Origin of the sequence: Secundilactobacillus paracollinoides DSM 15502 = JCM 11969, assembly GCF_001311135.1 — a bacterium.
GTDB classification, from domain to species: domain Bacteria; phylum Bacillota; class Bacilli; order Lactobacillales; family Lactobacillaceae; genus Secundilactobacillus; species Secundilactobacillus paracollinoides.
Genome location: NZ_BBAG01000013.1, coordinates 1 through 18058, shown reverse-complemented (window position 1 = coordinate 18058; position 18058 = coordinate 1). Strand labels below are relative to the sequence as shown.

Genomic DNA, 18058 nt, shown 5'->3' with positions numbered 1-18058 from the left:
AAATTTCATATTAAAAAGACATCCGACCAAAAGATCGAATGTCTTTTTTACGCCATGCCACGTTAACATCGTTTTATGAGAAGTTTTGTCCTTGAGAAATTTGCACTTCGTTAGTTGATGGTGGTTGTGTGTGTTTAATGACGGTAGTATGGCGCGTGCCGTTAACTTGTTGGTGGTGCTTGTCCTAATACTTGTTGTTTCAGTTTCTGCATCCTCTGTCGAGTTGGGGTGACAGGGAATTTGGGAACCATTTTGTCGAAATAACGCGGTGTTACTTTTTTATTTTACAACTGTGTAGTCATTATTTAGTGATTCAAATAGCGTTGTTATGTCGCTTCGTTCCACCGTTACCAGTGACTAACACATTGTGAGAAGCTTTGCTGTCAATGGACTGACTAGCAGTTGAGGCCGAATTCTCCGCAAACCAGTTTTAACGCCATTGCAATGCTTAACTAGTGATAAAAGTAAGCTCAACCTTAGTGGAATGCAGCAATTTGGCACGGAGCAGTGGTGTCGATGTCACTAAATGGCCGTCCTTTGGCCATTTAGTGACATGCGAGACGATGAAGATCCACTCGAGAGCCGCGCAGCGGAATCGAGTTAGCTTCATCGCGAGCCACCACAGCGGAGTGCCAAATTGCGGAATGCAACGGACTACCCGCAACATTGCAACGCCTTGCTACACACTCTAATCAATTGAATCTAATGCTTGGCTCAAATCAGCAATCAAATCGTCCACGTTTTCAATCCCAATCGACAACCGAATCAAATCAGGCGTAATCCCGGTCTCTTTCAATTGTGCTTCGTTCAACTGGGCGTGCGTTGTTGATACTGGGTGAATGATCAGTGATTTTGCATCGCCGACGTTTGCTAACAGTGAGAACAAGTTGAGTTTTTCAATTAAGTCCTTGCCTGCTTTTTCGCCACCCTTTAAGCCGATGGTGAAGATCGAACCGGTCCCCTTTGGGAAGTACTTCTTGGCTAACTCATTATACTTGTTGCCTGGCAAACCAGGATAGTTGACCCAAGCGACCTTTGGATGATCGTTCAAGAATTTGGCGATCTTTTGGGCGTTTGACACGTGCCGTTCAACCCGCAGTGATAAGGATTCTAGCCCTTGAATCAGTAAGAATGAGTTGAATGGGCTGATGGCAGCACCGGTATCACGTAGCTTTGTGCCCGAACCTTGGTGGTAAAGGCCGCTGGGTTAACGTCGTTCCAAACGATACCGTTGTAGGTGTCATCTGGTGCGGTGAAGTCTGGATACTTGCCGCTCTTCGCATAGTCAAACTTCCCATTTTCAACGATGACGCCACCCATTGAAGTCCCGTGGCCGCCGATAAACTTAGTTGCTGAGTGAACGACCACATCAACACCGAAGTCCAGTGGCTGAATCAAGTAGGGACTGCCAAATGTGTTATCCGCAATAAGGATAATGCCGTTATCATGGGCAATCTTTGCGACGGCTTCGATATCGATCAAGTTGATGCCAGGATTCCCAATCGTTTCGATGTAGAGTGCCTTGGTCTTGTCGTCGATGGCGTCCGCGAAGTTTTGCGGGTCATCAGGATCAACGAACGTTGTCGTAATCCCTAACTTTGGAAGCGTCACGCTAAATAGGTCGTAAGTCCCGCCGTATAGCGTGCTGGAAGACACAATGTTGTCACCCACATTGGCAATGTTTTCAATTGCGGCAGTGATGGCAGCGGCACCGGTTGCGAGGGCAACCCCAGCAGTCCCGTTTTCAAGTTCGGCCACACGTTTTTCCAATACATCAGTGGTTGGGTTGGTCAACCGGGTATAAATGTTGCCTGGTTCAGTCAAGCCAAAACGACCAGCTGCTTGTGCGGCGTCCTTGAAGACGTACGACGTTGTTTGGTAAATCGGCACGGCGCGGGCACCCGTCTCGTCAACAACCTGTCCTGCGTGAACCTGCTTTGTTTCAAAATGTAACTTGCTTGTGTCTGTCATAGATAAACGCTCCTTTTTTAATATCCTTATTCACAATAATGAGCATTAGATTGGGAAAAACGAAAAAAGCGTTCGTCCCCCATACCGGCCTATAGCCAATACAGGGACGAACGCTTCGTGTTACCACCCTTGTTCGCAGCTCATTTGCACAAACTGCCTCAACGACACCTACTGATGTCTGGGATCGTAACGCATCCTTGCGAACCCGTTGCGTGAACAGCAGGTCTTCAATTTGGGTTCATTCACCAACGCGTGTGTTCCCTGCCTTTCACCAAATACAGGTCGCTTCATAACACCGTTGTCGGTTACTATTCCCATCCGAATTTCATAATCTAATTGCTATTTAATATAGTCGTTGATGGCGGTTCTGTCAAGCGCTTTTATGATTTTTATTGTGATTAAATTTCGCTTCGTTCCGCTGGTCGGCCATGCAGGCTGTAGTTAGAGTGTGGCGCAGGCCGGGTAACTCCCGGAGTGTAAGGCGACTTTGTCGGAAATTCCAGTCTTTAATTTCTGGCAAAGTTGTCTTACACAGTAGGGACTTGGCCTGCGGAACACGTTTCCGCAATGTAAAAGTGTCGCTCCGGAAATGCCGACCAGCCCCACTACGCTGACACTAGCCTTAAAATCAAAAAAGCTGTCTGGCAACATTGATATCACAACGTTAACCAACAGCTCTATTTATCTTTAATCCAACAACTTCATATTTTTGGCATGACGTCAGTCCAGACTAAATTATGGCAGCCGCCTTTCTATACCAGCATCCGATACAGCATCTGATTTTCCTGAAGGTTGATATAGTTTGGGTCAAATTCGGCAAGTCGCTTCAGTAACTGATTGAGATTCCGTGCCTGCCCAGGCCGGACGCCAACAAGTACTGGTCCTTCAGCACTATTGACCTTCTTTGTGTACTCAAATTTTGTAATATCGTCATCCGTGTTCAAGACTACGTTCACAAATTCTCGCAGTGCCCCGGCCCGTTGCGCAAAGTTAACCACGAAGTAGTGCTGTAGCCCTTGGTAGATCAGCGATTTTTCCTCAATTTCCTGCATTCGGTTAATATCATTATTCCCACCTGAGATAACACACACGACGGTCTTCCCTACCAGACGTTCCTTAACGCTGCGATGCTTAACGCACCAGCGGGTTCCGCGACCAACGCCATCTTGGTATAAACATCAAGAATCGTTGTGCTGACCAGTCCTTCCGGCACTTCAATCAAACGATCCACGTTGTCCTGACACGTTGCATAGGTGAGTTGACCGACCATTTGAACAGCTGCACCGTCGACAAATTTGTCCACGGTTTTCAGTGCTTGCGGATGACCGACCGCAAACGCCTTTGCCATCGACGCCGCTCCAGCCGGCTCCACACCGACAACAGTCGTTTTGGGACTCACCGCCTTAGCGTGAGTACTGATACCGCTCATCAAGCCGCCACCGCCAATCGCAGCGAAAAGAAAGTCAATTGCTGTCCCGCTTTCAGCAGCGTCATTGAACACTTCTACCGCCAAGCTTCCCTGCCCAGCCATAGTGTTTAAATCATCAAACGGCGCAATGAACGTTTGGTCGTGTTCGTCACAGAAGCTAACGCCGCTGAATTAGCTTCATCGAATGTGTCACCCGTCAGCTCAATGGTCACGTTATCGCCGCCAAAGAATTTCACTTGATCCACCTTTTGGCGTGGGGTGGTCACTGGCATAAAAATCGTGGCCGGAATCCCCATTTTCGCACTAGTCCACGCAACACCCTGGGCATGGTTACCGGCACTGGCGCAGACAACGCCGTGTTTGCGAACATCCTCCGGTACTTGCGAAATGGCGTAGTACGCGCCACGAATCTTAAATGACCGCACGGCTTGGAGGTCCTCACGTTTTAAATAAACGTGACACCCATATTTTTGAGACAGGTACGCACTGAATTGCAACGGCGTATGCGTAACGATAGGTTTCAACACCTCGTATGCATGCAACACGGCGTCGTCAGTTAAAACTGCAGTATTTGTTGTCATCTAATCACATCCTCTTATCGTATTGGTCATCGCCAAAACGGTTTCGAGCATCTCTGACAGTCATGAAATTTAAGCTATGTAATCCCATCACTCGCCAGACAAGGATTGCCCGATCCGTACTGCGATGGTTGATTAATTATGACTCTAGTAATCGTTATGTTGAGATTAAAATGACAGTCTCCGAATGTTTTGCCCCATTCGACTGGTCGCAATGACCCTAGTAATTGCAATAAGCGTCCCTCCAGTTTCGACAAGCAACCGCCATTTCTAAACTACAAAGCAGAAGCACTTCGCCCTGTAATTTCCATTACTTTAACACACTAAGAATGCTTGTCAATCCTTATTTAACACGGTTTCAAGCAATACTGAAATCCCCAATAAAATAAGAAATGCCATTAAATTTGATACAAATTATTGAGCATCAAAATGTTTTTTCTGCTGAAAACAGCAGAGCGTGCGGATTTTTGTGTGCACTCAAAATTGTAATGCTGAACTGGGCCAATGCACAAAAACTTGTGGCAAACAAAAAAGCCTGTCAGGTAACATCAATTACAATGTCAGCCGACAGACTTTTAAGATTTTATTTTTTATACCAAAACAGATAGCTTCGCTGATTATGGCATGCTCGCAGTCGAGGGCGAATTCTCCTCGAACCAGCTTTGACTGTGTTGCGATACTTAACGTAACTAACAAGGAAGCATCATGTCAGTGGAATGGAGTCCTTTGGCACGGAGTTGTGGTGTCGATATCAGTTAGCGACCGTTCTTTGGTCGGTTACTGATATGCGAGACGATGAAGATCCATTCGAGAGCTGCGCAGCAGAAATCGAATTAGCTTCATCGCGAGCCACTTCAACGGAGTGCCAAAGGACGGAATGCAACGAACAACAACCACAATATTACGTTGTAGGATCCGCCTTCTTCTCCACCCAAGCCAAAACCAGATCGACGATGATCGCCATTAAAGCAGTTGGCAAGGCGCCGGCGAGGATAATGGCACTCCCGTTGGTGGCGTTGGTTCCACGAATAATAATGTCCCCGAGGCCACCAGCACCAACGAAGGTCCCGATAGCGGTGATCCCGATGGCAAGCACTAAAGCGTTTCGCAGGCCGGCATGATGACGGACAGCGACAGCGGCAGTTCAACCATCCGCAGTAACTGCATCCGCGTCATGCCCATGCCCTTCCCGGAATCAAGCACGCTGTTGTCAACGCTGCGCATCCCGGTATCCGTGTTTTTGATAATCGGCAGCAACGCATACAGGAACACCGTAACGATCACGGTGTTGACGCCAAGGCCTAGGCCGATCATGATGATCGACAACATCGCCAGTGATGGAATCGTTTGAATGACGTTCGCAATACTGATGACGAGGCCGCTCAGCCGGCCATGGTGCGCGATGAAGATCCCGATGGGAATTCCGACGATTGCGGCCAGCAGCACGCCGTAAATTGAAATCAAAAAATGACGGGAGAACTGGGCTAACACGTATGAGCCGTTATGCTGATAGTAGTAGATCAGCTGTTGCCAGAGATTCATGTTTTGCATTAGTTGTTCCCCCCTTCGAAGTAATGGTGTTCTTCCAAGAATTGTTTGGCCACGACTTCCGGTTCCTTCAAGTTATTATCGACTTGATAGTTCAGTTCCTGCATGGTCTTTAGACTAATTTTGACATTTAGTTTAGCAATGATCGGCTTTAATTTTGGATGCTTCTTTAAAATGGCGTTGGTGGCCACCGCACTCGCCGTGTATGGCGGGAAGAAGTGTTTGTTATCGGTCAGAAGTTTCAAATGATAACTGTTAATTCGACCGTCCGTTGAATACCCTAAAACGGCATCCATCTTTCCGGCCGCAACAGCGTCGTATACCAGCCCGATCTGCATCGGGTGAACGGCGCCGAAGCTGTACCCGTACGTCTTCTGGAAGCCGTCATAGCCGTCACCTTTTCGGTTAAGCCAGATCTGATCGATCCCAACAGACATCTTAGGCGCAATTTTTTTCATATCGCTCACGTCGTTCAGATGGTATTTTCTGGCCGTTTTTTGGGTCACCATAAATTGATAGGTGTCCGCGAACCCGTATGTTGGGAAATAGGTCATGTGATAATCCTTATTGAACCCCTTGACCACAGTTCGTGTGGCACGGGCAGCGTTCCGGTCGGCCTTTTTGCCATAATGGTCGTGAGGTCGGTCCCGACATACCGAATTGCTGAAATATCCGCCTGGTTGTTTTTCAGGGCGTTAAAGCTAACGGTCCCTGATCCCAGGTTGTTAATGATCGTGGTGTGCAGGTTTGAATAATGCTCGATCATATCCTGCAGCATGTAGGCCATGATCTGCTGTTCAGTGGTGTTTTGCGACGCGATTCTGACTGTGTCCTTAGATGAACTAGAAAGGCCGGGAAACCCACAGCCGCTCAGTGTGGTCGCACCAAGCACGGACACAAGCAGCACGATCAGCCAACGTTTAACTCGTTTCATGATCAGCGCCTCCTTATGCGTGTGCCGTTTTTGGTGTGACGGCGACTTCAAGTTTGCCTAACAGCCAGTCGATGATGAGCGCCAGTAGGATAACTGGGATGGACCCGCCAAGAATGAGGTCGGTCCGGTACAGGTTCAACCCATTGAAAATGAAATCCCCAAGGCCGCCAGCACCAATGTAGGACGCCAACGCAGCCCAGGCGATCACATAGGTGGCTGAGAGCCGGATGCCAGACATGATGACTGGGGCAGCAAGCGGCACTTCGACCTTGACGATCGATTGCCAGGGGGTCATCCCCATCCCCTTTGCGGCATCCCGCAAAGTTGGGCTGACACCGTCCATGCCGAGGTAGGTGTTTCTTAAAATTGGCAACAGCGAATAGATGAACAACGCCACGATAGCCGGCAGTGCCCCGATCCAAAAATGGGAATCATAAACGCCAACAACGCCAAAGCTGGAATTGTTTGGAGCATACTGGCAATCGAAATGACGATGTTTGCGATGCGTTTCGTTCTGGTCAGCAGTACGCCAATTGGCACCGCAACGAGGATCCCAAGACCAAGCGAAATGGCGGAGATGTAGATATGCTGCCAGGTCTTAAACAGCAGCTGCATCCCATACACTGAAAGAAAGTGCATCATTTGGCGTCACCACCTTGCCCGTTATCGTCAACGGCTCCCGTCTGTTCATCGTTGGCCAGTTTTTTAGCCGTGGCACTCTGTGAGGTCGTTTCACTGTCAGATGTGCTGGATTTGTCATCGTCACCCCATAGGGCGTCATAAACGATATCCACCAGTGCTGCCCGGGTCACGATTCCGACCAGATGGTGGTCCTTATCCACAACGGGGACGTTTTTGAAGCCTCGTTTCAGGATCCGCTCAACAGTGTCTCGAATCAGTGATTCTGACGAGACGTAGAAGACATCGGTATGCATGACATCGCCGACACTGGTTGCCGTTTTAAAGTTATAGTCGATATCTTCAATATCCATATAACCCTTCAACGTGCCGCCACTATCGGTGACCAGCAGGGAATCGACCCGGCGATCATGCATGATCTTCAAGGCTTCCTTCAGTAACCGGTCAGGTGTGATCGATGCCACGTTGGTCAGCATAACTTGGCCAACGGTGGTAATACTTGGTTTGGCCTGAATCAAACGATCATGGCCAAGCAAATTCTCGACAAACTCATTGGCAGGATGCCGTAATATTTCATCAGGGGTGGCCACCTGCATGATCTGGCCGCTATCCATAACAACGATCTTCGTTGCAAGGTTCAGGGCTTCGTCCATGTCATGGGTCACAAAGATAATCGTTTTCCCTAACCGTTCATGAAGGTCTTTCACCAGATTCTGCAGGGCTTCACGTGTAATGGGATCAAGGGCACCAAACGGTTCGTCCATTAAGATCAAGTCCTGGTCAGCTGCCAACGCCCGGACAACACCGATCCGTTGCTGCTGCCCACCGGAAAGTTCATACGGATAGCGGTCCAGGAATTCTTCTGGTAGTTCAACCAGCTTGATCATTTCCTTCTCCCGTTCGTCCATCTTTTCTTGCGGCCATTTCAGTAATTTAGGCACGATATTAATATTTTGCTTAATCGTCATGTGCGGCATCAGCCCGATATTTTGAATCACGTAGCCAATCTTTCGCCGCAACTTAACGGGGTCTAGCTCACTGATGTCTTTGCCATCGATCTTAATTGTGCCAGAAGTTTGCTGCAACATGCGGTTGATCATCCGCATCGTCGTCGTTTTCCCGGAACCAGATGTCCCGATAAAACAAACAAACTCTCCCTTTTCAATTTCCAAATTAAAATCTTCAACCGCGACTTTACCGCCGCTATAGGTCTTGTTAGATGTTCCATTGTTAAAAACAAAGTCGTCACTTCCATCCTCTCTTGAACCAGGGTCGATTCTTGCATGCACAGCATGCGTGTTCTTACTATATTGTAACGTACAGGTGTTAGGGAATGCAAAAATCAGAGTGTGGAAGAAGGCGTTTAGGGGGCGGAGCGTAAGGGACTTTGACCGAAAAAGGCCGGTTCTGCCTTTTTTGGTCGAAGTCCCTTACGCAGGAGTCCCCTGCCTTCTGGAACACGTTTCGGCTAAAGGCTAATAGATAGTAGCGTAGTGGAACCGTTCGGCATTGCAGGCTGTGGTGTCGGTGGTCGTTAGCGGCTGTCCTTTAGCCGGTTACGACCACGGGAGACGTAGGAGATCCTTGAATTTCTGCCAAGACATTCACTAGCTCCCCCGGAGCGACCCACCTCAGCCTGCAGGGCCGAACGGTGGAACGAAGCGACATTAAAGCGCTACTTTTAATCACCCAACAATGGAAAGTCCCCTTCTGGAACACGTTTCGGCAATGTAAATTCAACACACGTCGCCAAGCCCACACAACTCAATCAAAAGATTTTTCATCCAAAAAATAAAAAAAGGCCCGCCTCAGCAGACCTCTCCAATCCCATATCACTCACACTATTCCAAAAACGCATCCAACGCCCGCGCCTGTTTCATCCGGTGACGTCGTGCCAACCGACCAGCCTTTTTGATCTTTTCGGCGTTTAAGGCTTCGATCAGCGCAGTGTGATCCGCCACAGCGGCAATTTTCTTTGGAAACTGTTGCTGATAATAGCGAATTTCCGTTGGCTGTAATTGCGTGCGCAAAATATCAGCAAACTTGCTGGCATACCTACTTGGACTTCGGCGCAGCAGGACTTGATGGAACTCGCGGTCAATGATCATGCTTCGCGCCACTGGCTATTATCAATGGCCTGTTGATATTCTGCGTTCAATTGAGTCAATGGTTCAATCAGCGACCCTAACACAGCGTTGCTCAATTGTTCCACACCGGCCTGCTCGATTCGACCGAGCAACTCGTATGTGACAGCTACCCGATTTTCCTCAACCGTTGCGACCCGGGTCCCAATGTTAGGTTCTACTTCCAGAAACCCCTCCGCACGTAACTGTTGAATCGCTTCTCTGACGGGTGTCCGGCTCACCTTATACTTTTCTGCCAGAGGGCGGTCCGCAATCATTTCACCACTCTGAAGTGTACCGTTCATAATATCTTTCTTGAGGCTGACATAAACTTTTTGTCGATTTGTTGGCACTTTAATCACCTTCTTGATTTTGTCATCTGCGATATTTACCTAACTCTATTTTAACCGACAAATATTTTTTTAATGTGGATAAAGCTTGAATTTTCTGGTAATGAACACGGTGTTCTGTGGGTCTTTTCATGAATATGACAAGAAAATTTCAATCATTTAACGGCATAGTAACCGCCTATTAATATAACTGAAACATTATCCGTGTATGCTTATCACAGTTAATCAAATCGGATAGGGAGTTATACAATGTCAAAAATTCACATAAAACTCGTTACATTCTTGTTATTATTCGGCTTCACCGCAGGTATGGTTACTGATACCGCCTCAAACTTCAACAACGAACCAACCACAGCACAGGCCTCAACCAAGTTAACTGCAACTCAAAAAAAGCAGATTGCAGCGGTTAACGCCAGTTTATCTAAAACACAAATGGCTGCTAAAAACTGGATTGCTTACCATGAATCAAGTTACAGCTACACCGCTCGTAACGGAAACTGTTACGGCCGTTACCAATTACTGATCTCTTACCTCAAGGGTAACTTATCACCAGTTAACCAAGAAAAGACTGCGAACTCATACGTTAAGGGCCGTTACGGTACTTGGACTAAGGCTAAGAAATACTGGGTTGCACATCACTGGTACTAAACTGAATGCACCACAACCGCATCGTACTTAAACGCGACTGCGACAAAAAGACTAACCGTTACCTATGTGAAGGCGGTTAGTCTTTTTTTATTAGTGTGATTAAAATCATTTAGCGCACAAACAAAAGACGCTTTGCCGATCATGATACCTCAGCCTAATGCGTGTCGGATAAGATTGATGAAATTTTGTACTTTCATATCGGTAGTCTTAGCTGCTAAAATGCCGTATTCAACTTGGATGCTCGTTTTTAGGGGGGACGAAACTAAATTGGGATGAATATTTTCCCAAGGCGTTAGGCTAATGAGGGCGCTGTTATCATTAACCGCCTTATTAAAGACATTAATATCGTAACGACCAGTTGTGTAGTTAATTGAAATGTTAGGATTAATCCTTAGTATTTCATGAAGCAACTGGTCGTTTTTTTCACTGACACCGTTTGGAACCATTAAAAGCGTTTGATCTTGTAAATCGCCAATTGAGACTATCTCCTGAGTCGCCAGTGGATTATCACTTCGCACTGCAATTCCAAACTGATAGGTGCCCAACGGAATTGCTTGTACAAGGCTTCTAGTCGTTGCTCGGTCAAAAGTGCCGATCATAATGTCAAAGTCGCGACCAAGCATGGCATATTCACGATTACTAGCAGTGAGGTCATTTGAGAGCTGTGTGATTTGTAGCTGATAATTGGGTACTTGTGCCTTAATTCGGTGCCAAGTTTGCATAAATGGCGCGCTTGGATGAAGTAGCGAAGTACCAAGACGAATCGTCTGAGCCGTGCCGTCTGCTTTATGACAGTCTGCATATACGTCATCAGTTAGTTTAATAACCTCTTCAGCATATTTTCTAAAAACTTTGCCACTTGGCGTGAGGTCGACACCAGTACTGGAGCGGATAAATAATTGCGTTTCCAGTTCATTTTCAAGCCGGTTAATTTGCTTCATGACCGCAGTACTAGAGATAAAATTTTGCTCGGCAGTTTTTGTGAAGCTTCCAGATTCAACGACTGAAATAAACGTTCTTAGATTATGAGTCTCCATCTTGATTTCACCTCCGTATCAACCATCCGTTAATGCAACCCTAACAATGAGATTCTTCCCTGTCAAGATTGTATATCTCATAATAGCATCATCGAATGAACCTTGGGGGCGTCAATATGAAACGGGTATTAATCTTAGGTGCGACAAGTCATATTTCCCATTATTTAATTCCTAAGTTGATTCATCAAGATGTCTCTCTGACATTATTCGCACGTCACGGTCAACAAAGATTAACACGCTTTGTATCTATACCCAACGTCCATGTGAGAAGTGGAAATTGGAATAGTGTAACAGATCTTCATAGCGCGATTGCAAAACAGGAAATCATCTTTATGGCGACTGGGCAATTCATTCAGGCAAATAAAAATGTTGTGTCTGTCATGAATGCATCTCGTGTGAATCGCCTAATCGTCGCCACTGGGTTAGGAATCGAAAATGAGGTTTCTGGTAAATTTGGTCAATGGAACCGTCAGATGATGGGGAATAATCGAAACTTGATTGACGCCGCCGAAGTCATTAAACATAGCGGTCTTAATTTCACGCTAATGCGAATGGCTTGGCTGTACGACCAACCAAATAACGAAAGGTATGAATTGATCCTTCTGGACAGCCCTTTCGTGATACGCAACTCACAAGACAGGCCGCGGCGACATTTATTGCTGATGTGGTTCATCATCCTCAATTAGCTGCTTATGAAAGCGTAGGTGTTGCAGAGCCAGATACCCGATGGACTAAGCCTGCATTTTATTGATCTGAGGAATGGCATGATGCAACCTTTTTTAACTAAAATAATTGCTTGCACTTTTAGAATACGAGTTACTGACGAATACAAAATTGGAGATGAACTAGCATGGCAACAAAAATTTTAATTGCCTATTTTAGTCACTGGGGTCACAGTCAAAACTTTGCGGAACAAATCCAAAAACTAACTGGTGGCGATCTATTTGAGATTAAAACAAGTACAGATTACCCAGAGGCGCATGACCCTTGTTCAATACAAGCGCATCAGGAACAATTAGCCGATTTTCGGCCTGAATTAACTAACCACGTTCAAAATATGGCACAGTATACTACTGTCCTGATTGGCCATCCGATCTGGTGGTATCGGGAGCCAATGGTCATTCGGTCCTTCTGGGAAGCTTACAACTTTACCGATAAGAAAGTAATTCCCTTTGCCACTTCTGGTGATGTTGCATTGCCAATACTGAGAAAGATACCAAGGATTGGCTTCCTAACGCGGATGCTAAGCCTGGTCTCCGTCTTGAAACACATGCTGTTGAAGACAATGTTCCTGAAATTGAAAAATGGCTAAAGAAGGATGCGGTAATTAAGTAGAGAAACCAATAATATTGCTTTCAGTATTATTCCTTTGGCACTGCCATTCACAGCATATGCAGTAAATTCAAGCATCATATTATCCTTGCACGATATGATGTGAAAAGTCGTCCTAGTCATTACAGCCAAAAATAACCGTCATTAATGACGATCATGGACCAACTAGCATTAATAATAATTGAGAAGAGGTTATCACTTTTGAACGACAAAAATTTGGTAGAAATAATGGTGAACAACGGCGTCAAATTAACGGCCCGGTTTGTGGACAATGCGACCACGCGAGACTTGATCTCAAAAATGCCATTTACAATCACCATGGACAATTTATATTCACGAGAAATGTGCCACCGTTATGGTTGTGACGGATTACCAATTGATGATGCAAAGAATAGTTCTTATCAGGTTGGCGATATTGCTTACTGGCCACCTATGGGTAGTTTAGTCATTCTCTATAAACAGAATGGTGAAGTATTTGAACAACAACCAATCGGCCATATTGATGGTGATGTGGCCTTCTTTTGCAAAATGAGCTCGGCAAAGATTACCTTTCAAGTTAAAGCATAAAAAGGAGAAATGAAAGTATGGCACAAGTAGAAAATAATATATTCGGAATTGGAGAGAAAAATACTGCCTTTGGTCAGTACTTTACTGGTTTAACCTATCGTCACCCTCTAGTAAAAAAGAGTACCACCATTAAAGCCGGCGTTAGCAACATTACCTTCACACCTGCGGCAAGGACAAATTGGCACATTCATAATAACGGTTACCAAATCTTACTTGTGACGTCGGGAAATGGCTGGTACCAGGAAACCGAAAAGCCAGCTCAAAAACTGCAAGCTGGAGATCACATCGTCATCCATGAAGGTGTTAAACACTGGCATGCGCGACTGAAAATAGTTGGTTTAGTCATATTTCTATCACATCTGGCACTAGTGAATGGCTTGAACCGGTTAGTGATGAAGACTACGAAAATCTTAATCATTAGTGTCAACGCTTAGTTGATAAACGTCTCATTGTTTAGAAAAAACGAATTAAAAAATGGTCGCCAAGATAATAATTCTTGCCGGCCATTTAAATTAAGTTGGTATTAACGAATAGAAGGAGACGCGAAAAGGCATGGTAAATATAGTCTATATTGCGTTGACTTCAGTCTATTATCTATTGTGGCTTAGGCTTATTCGCTGGTTTAGGTTTCGCCTTAGCCACGGGTTTGGGCTTACCCTTTGGCTTCGGTTTAGACTTCGTTTTCGGTTTCGTTGTCGCGGATTGCCGGTCAACTTTGCGTTGTAGTCGCCGAACTTCCTTAGTCAGCGTTGAGATCTGCTTGGAAAGGTCCTGCATGGTTGGTTCATTACTATCCGTCACAGTGGCACGGTCCGTAAAGAACTCAGTGATCTGCGATGTTAACAAACCAATAAAACCGATACCACCAAACATCAGCGCAGTCGCAATGACTTTACCCATGGCGGTCTTTGGAAAATCATCCCCGTACCCAACGGTGGTTGCTGTCGTAACTGCCCACCACATGGCTTGAGACAGCGATTGATGCTCCGCGATGGAGTATAACCAAGCGCTGACACAAATGATCACAACGGAGATCGTGATCAAGTAGATAAAACCGGTGTCGTACAGGAAACGGTGAAAATTACGGCTCCACTTTCCTGAAATTCCCAAATGCCAAATAATATGGTGCACTTTGATAATGCGCATCAACCGGCTTAACCGGAATAGCGCAAATACCGGGTGCATGGGGATAATTCCGACAAGGTCGAGAATGTTATCAACTAGAAACCACTTTCGATTTGGCGTCCGAAGCAGCCGAACTAAGTAGTCGATGACGAAAATGCCCCACACCGTTGTGTTTAACTGGTGAACCCACGGAGCAACCGAGGCACTAAACATAATCGTCAGTGCCAGGCCGGCCGAGAGAAACACGAAAAAACTGACCATAATATGATAAAACAAAAGCCATTTTGACGTCGTACTCGTCTTCATGATGATCGTCACCTTGAACTTTCAGGATAAATTGATTTGAGGGCTGCAATGTCCATTTTGGACAGGACGCTGCGACCATGATCGATAGGATACATGACCGATGTCACGCTCCCACTGTGGTCCAACCCTAAGGCGTGACCTAATTCATGAACGGCCACTGATTTCTTAATGCCCATTTGCGGGTACTTCATATTCAATCCCGCACGTGCATGGTTTACAGTATAGGCGCCCCAGCCGGTTCGTTCAATAATTTTAGGCCCACCATGGCCAGATTCAATTAATCCCTGGGAAGCGGTGCTGGTTGCTTTGCTATAAACGAAGAAGGTAATGCGATTTTGTTTCGCCGTCCCCTCGCCTTCAATCAGCTTAACAACCCCCGTTGCGTTGTAGGTGGCAACGGCCTCTTCAAAGACCTGTTTTGCGTCAGTGGGCATATTGGCGGCAAAGTGGTAGTAGTAGGTATGCGACAATGTCTTGCCCTGAACGATCGATTCAATTGGCGTCTTATCAGACGTATCACTTTTTTCTTGTGACTTCGTTTGCGTCGTTGTTTCAGGAAACCACTTGGCAATGAGTTGTTCACCCATTGCGCGTAGATTAACTGGCGCTGGTTTTAAATCAAGTTGTGACGGAATCAGTAACACAATGATGGCCGTTAGCCATGCAAGCCAGTGTTTTCTTCTCACTTTGGGTGCCTCCTTGCTCCTATGATAATTAGGGATGGAAATGAAGAAACCGGGACCTTTCTGGGGTCTCGGTTTATTTGCTTGGCCGTCTTTCCCCCGAAGATAGCTGATTGTTATATTGTGCTGTACTTTCACTGCGCTACGCCGGTCGGCCCTGCACGTTGAAGTGGGTCGCTCTGGGGAGCTAGTGAATGTCCTTGCAGAAATTCAAGGATCTCCTACGTCTCCCGTGTTACTAGGCGAGGAAAGAACCCTCGCCAAGAAACACCGACACTACAACGTGCAATGCCGACCGACTCCACTCCGCTGATAATTGCTGGAAATTAAAAAAGTCTGTAACGTCAACGCATATCACAACGTATCATAGCTTTGCAGTTCTACGTCAATTGACCATTAACAGCCACGGTCAATAGGTTAGTTGACAATAGGCAATCAGCAGTCGAGGGCGGATAAACCACAAACTGGCTTTGACTGCCTGTTGATGCTTAATAGAAATTAACAGCATGCTCACAGTGAGTGGAATGGCGCAATTTGGCACGGTATCGTGGTGTCGATGTCACTTGATGGCCGTTCTTGGGCCATTTAGTGACATGCGAGACGATGAAGATCCATTCGAATGGCGCACAGCGACAGTCGAATTAGCTTCATCGCGAGCCACTTCGATGCCGTGCCAAATTGCAGAATGCAACGGACTGAACCGCCTCACGCCACACCGCTATTTCACTGGCAAAACGGCCACAAAAATTGCCCCAGTAGGCTGGTTGTCCTTAATCGTGAGTTTGCCATGGTGTTGTTTGACGACCCATTGTGCGATGGCGAGGCCGAGGCCGTTGCCACCGGTTTTTGAGTTTCTGGATTTATCGGTTCTGTAGAAGCGGTCAAAGACCTTTTGCTTGTCTTCATCCGCGATGCCAGCACCGGTATCAGACACGGCAATCTGCACCGTATCCTTGACTCGGGTGACGTCAACACCCACCCGACCGTTTTCCGGCGTGTACTTGATGGCGTTATCTAAGAGGATCACTAACAGCTGTCTGATCAGATCGGTATCCAGCTGGGCCTTACCCTCCGCAGTCACGTTGGCAGCAAACGACTTTTGCTGGCTATTGGCAATTTCAACGTAGGGCCGCAACACCTCCGTAAACCAGGGATGCAGATCAACCTGCGACGGATTGAATTGCGTCACGTTGGAATCTGAACGTGCCAGTGTCAATAACCGGTTCGTCAGGGTTTGCATATGGCGGACCTCATCTAACGCGGTGGATACCTCATCTACTTGGTCCACGATACGCGACTTTGGCTGCGTCAGCAAATATTCTAACTGATTTTGAATCACCGTCAGCGGTGTCCGCAGTTCATGCGCGGCGTTAGCACTGAAATCACGCTGTTTCCGCCAAGCGGTAATGATTGGCCGCATGCTCCAGCGCGACAGCAGATAGGAAATCAAAATCGCGAGCACCCAGAAGAAGATCAAGGTGATCATCAGCGCTGACCTAAAACTATTGATGGCCATCAAATCGGCATCGATACTTTCCATGATCAGGACGTAGCGCCCGGCATAGAGTGGATTACTGTTATCTTTTGGTACCTTGATCAGCAGCACCCGGAAATGACTCGTCACTTCTGATGAGGTCAGTGAGAGGTCCTCAATTTTATTGAGGTCTTTTTTGATCAACTGGGTTTTCTTAAGCAGCCCATAGTTACGTTCCCCAAGCATCGCTGCGTTCACGATCTTACTCTTGCTGTTAAACACAATGATGTTTGATCGAAACGGCCCAGACGCTGACGGCGAATGCTTCGCTTTTTGAGTATCCGTCATGGTCGTTCGATGTTCGAGTCTCGGCGTTGGCGTGTTCCGTAAAATCTGGCGTTCCTGGCCGCGTAATCCCTGATCGATGTTGGTATAGATCGACTGGTTAAAGAAGAAGTAGACCACAAAACCAAGGGTCGCAAAGAGAATCGCAAAGGTGATCAATTCATTTAAAAAGAGCCGCGTTTGCTGCTTAGTTTCGGGATTCTGCTGCTTCTTCATGCGGTTTACGCCTCCGTTTCTAACATATACCCCACGTTTCTAAGCGTGCGGATGGGTTGATTGGTGTTTAATTGTTTAATTTTCTTGCGTAAGTTACTCATATAAACTTCAACGACTGAGAGTGCCGTATCGGAATCAAAGCCCCATAACCGGTCAAAAATTTGGTCCTTGGTGATGATCGTATCTGGGTTTTGCAGGAAATAAACCAGCAGGTCATATTCCTTACCGTTTAACTCCAGGTTCGTTCCGTTGATGGCAACGGTCCGGTTATTCAGGTTAGCTGAAAAATCGCCGACGGACAGCTGGTTATCGTTGCCCATACTGCCGGAGCGACGTAACAGCGCCTTGACCCGCATAATGAGTTCTTCGCGGTGAAATGGCTTGGTAAGATAATCATCCGCCCCTAACTGGAAGCCGCGGACCTTGTCGTCCAAGGTATCTTTCGCTGTTAAAATCAGCACTGGCATGTCCAAATTTGATTCATTGCGCCAGTACTTCAAAATATCGTACCCGTTCACTTGCGGCAGCATCAGATCCAGCACTGCAAGATCAAAGATACCTTCTTGTCCCAGCATCTGCCTTCCAGGCCGTCATTGCTGACCGTGGTGGTCGCGATCTCGTTTAAAATGCGTTCCAAACTGGTGGCTAACGCTTCGTCATCTTCTACTATTAATATTCTAAGTTCTTTATTCAACCTGGCACCTTCCCTAACATCCGTAGTTGTCTGTTATTAAACTAGCGATTTTTTATGTT

At 46.5% G+C, this 18058-nt stretch carries 11 protein-coding genes and 7 pseudogenes; 5 read left to right on the top strand and 13 right to left on the bottom strand.

The window, feature by feature from the left end:
- Positions 1–688 precede the first annotated feature (688 nt).
- The 8 genes and pseudogenes from JCM11969_RS06365 to JCM11969_RS06330 form a co-directional block, all read right to left on the bottom strand.
- Positions 689–1971 (bottom strand): annotated as a pseudogene (locus JCM11969_RS06365) (O-acetylhomoserine aminocarboxypropyltransferase/cysteine synthase family protein).
- 752 nt (positions 1972–2723) lie between these two features.
- Positions 2724–3981, bottom strand: a pseudogene (gene ilvA, locus JCM11969_RS06360) (threonine ammonia-lyase IlvA).
- 898 nt (positions 3982–4879) lie between these two features.
- Positions 4880–5529, bottom strand: a pseudogene (locus JCM11969_RS06355) (ABC transporter permease).
- Positions 5529–6460 (bottom strand): annotated as a pseudogene (locus JCM11969_RS06350) (osmoprotectant ABC transporter substrate-binding protein). The pseudogenes JCM11969_RS06355 and JCM11969_RS06350 overlap by 1 nt, the downstream one beginning before the upstream one ends.
- Before the next feature lie 13 nt (positions 6461–6473).
- Positions 6474–7102: pseudogene (locus JCM11969_RS06345) on the bottom strand (ABC transporter permease).
- Entirely contained in the window at positions 7099–8271 is a 1173-nt protein-coding gene (locus JCM11969_RS06340) for a betaine/proline/choline family ABC transporter ATP-binding protein (protein WP_263850021.1), read from the bottom strand. The pseudogene JCM11969_RS06345 and the gene JCM11969_RS06340 overlap by 4 nt, the downstream one beginning before the upstream one ends.
- A gap of 669 nt (positions 8272–8940) precedes the next feature.
- A complete protein-coding gene (locus JCM11969_RS06335; RefSeq protein WP_054709528.1) occupies positions 8941–9207 on the bottom strand; it encodes an FCD domain-containing protein in 267 nt (88 codons plus the stop codon).
- Positions 9204–9575 (bottom strand): GntR family transcriptional regulator, encoded by a 372-nt coding sequence (locus JCM11969_RS06330; protein WP_054709525.1) that lies wholly within the window; start codon positions 9573–9575, stop codon positions 9204–9206. The genes JCM11969_RS06335 and JCM11969_RS06330 overlap by 4 nt, the downstream gene beginning before the upstream one ends.
- 306 nt (positions 9576–9881) lie before the next feature.
- Here JCM11969_RS06330 and JCM11969_RS06325 point away from each other — a divergent pair, with 306 nt between their 5' ends.
- A complete protein-coding gene (locus JCM11969_RS06325; RefSeq protein WP_404814676.1) occupies positions 9882–10220 on the top strand; it encodes an aggregation-promoting factor C-terminal-like domain-containing protein in 339 nt (112 codons plus the stop codon).
- A gap of 149 nt (positions 10221–10369) precedes the next feature.
- Here the strand turns inward: JCM11969_RS06325 and JCM11969_RS06320 are convergent, their stop codons facing one another.
- Positions 10370–11257: a LysR family transcriptional regulator gene (locus tag JCM11969_RS06320; RefSeq protein WP_054709518.1), complete on the bottom strand. Its 888-nt coding sequence runs from the start codon at positions 11255–11257 to the stop codon at positions 10370–10372.
- A gap of 116 nt (positions 11258–11373) precedes the next feature.
- Between JCM11969_RS06320 and JCM11969_RS06315 the strand changes: the two genes are divergently transcribed.
- The 4 genes and pseudogenes from JCM11969_RS06315 (at position 11374) to JCM11969_RS06300 (ending at position 13577) form a co-directional block, all read left to right on the top strand.
- Positions 11374–11943, top strand: coding sequence for an NAD(P)H-binding protein (locus tag JCM11969_RS06315; RefSeq protein WP_225353165.1), 570 nt, complete (start codon positions 11374–11376; stop codon positions 11941–11943).
- Positions 11944–12107: 164 nt separating this feature from the next.
- Positions 12108–12569 (top strand): flavodoxin, encoded by a 462-nt coding sequence (locus JCM11969_RS06310; protein WP_054709515.1) that lies wholly within the window; start codon positions 12108–12110, stop codon positions 12567–12569.
- 221 nt (positions 12570–12790) lie between these two features.
- Complete coding sequence (locus JCM11969_RS06305) at positions 12791–13156, top strand: cyclophilin-like fold protein (RefSeq protein WP_225353164.1); 366 nt, start codon at positions 12791–12793, stop codon at positions 13154–13156.
- Between the two features lie 17 nt (positions 13157–13173).
- Positions 13174–13577 (top strand): annotated as a pseudogene (locus tag JCM11969_RS06300) (cupin domain-containing protein).
- Positions 13578–13750: 173 nt separating this feature from the next.
- Here JCM11969_RS06300 and JCM11969_RS06295 read toward each other — a convergent pair.
- The 4 genes and pseudogenes from JCM11969_RS06295 to JCM11969_RS06280 form a co-directional block, all read right to left on the bottom strand.
- The gene (locus JCM11969_RS06295) at positions 13751–14587 is read right to left on the bottom strand and encodes a potassium channel family protein (protein WP_082409214.1); all 837 of its coding nucleotides are present in this window, start codon (positions 14585–14587) and stop codon (positions 13751–13753) included.
- A gap of 8 nt (positions 14588–14595) precedes the next feature.
- Entirely contained in the window at positions 14596–15273 is a 678-nt protein-coding gene (locus JCM11969_RS06290; RefSeq protein ID WP_065928418.1) for a matrixin family metalloprotease, read from the bottom strand.
- Between the two features lie 715 nt (positions 15274–15988).
- Positions 15989–17305, bottom strand: coding sequence for a sensor histidine kinase (locus tag JCM11969_RS06285; RefSeq protein WP_054709512.1), 1317 nt, complete (start codon positions 17303–17305; stop codon positions 15989–15991).
- A gap of 5 nt (positions 17306–17310) precedes the next feature.
- Positions 17311–17999, bottom strand: a pseudogene (locus JCM11969_RS06280) (response regulator transcription factor).
- Between the last annotated feature and the right edge of the window lie 59 nt (positions 18000–18058).

What these genes read in the sequence shown, in the direction of transcription:
- JCM11969_RS06335 (WP_054709528.1), bottom strand. Translation starts at nt 9,207, where the DNA reads ATGATCATTGACCGCGAGTTCCATCAAGTCCTGCTGCGCCGAAGTCCA.
- JCM11969_RS06320 (WP_054709518.1), bottom strand. Translation starts at nt 11,257, where the DNA reads ATGGAGACTCATAATCTAAGAACGTTTATTTCAGTCGTTGAATCTGGA.
- JCM11969_RS06295 (WP_082409214.1), bottom strand. Translation starts at nt 14,587, where the DNA reads ATGAAGACGAGTACGACGTCAAAATGGCTTTTGTTTTATCATATTATG.
- JCM11969_RS06315 (WP_225353165.1), top strand. Translation starts at nt 11,374, where the DNA reads ATGAAACGGGTATTAATCTTAGGTGCGACAAGTCATATTTCCCATTAT.
- JCM11969_RS06285 (WP_054709512.1), bottom strand. Translation starts at nt 17,305, where the DNA reads ATGAAGAAGCAGCAGAATCCCGAAACTAAGCAGCAAACGCGGCTCTTT.
- JCM11969_RS06310 (WP_054709515.1), top strand. Translation starts at nt 12,108, where the DNA reads ATGGCAACAAAAATTTTAATTGCCTATTTTAGTCACTGGGGTCACAGT.
- JCM11969_RS06325 (WP_404814676.1), top strand. Translation starts at nt 9,882, where the DNA reads ATGGTTACTGATACCGCCTCAAACTTCAACAACGAACCAACCACAGCA.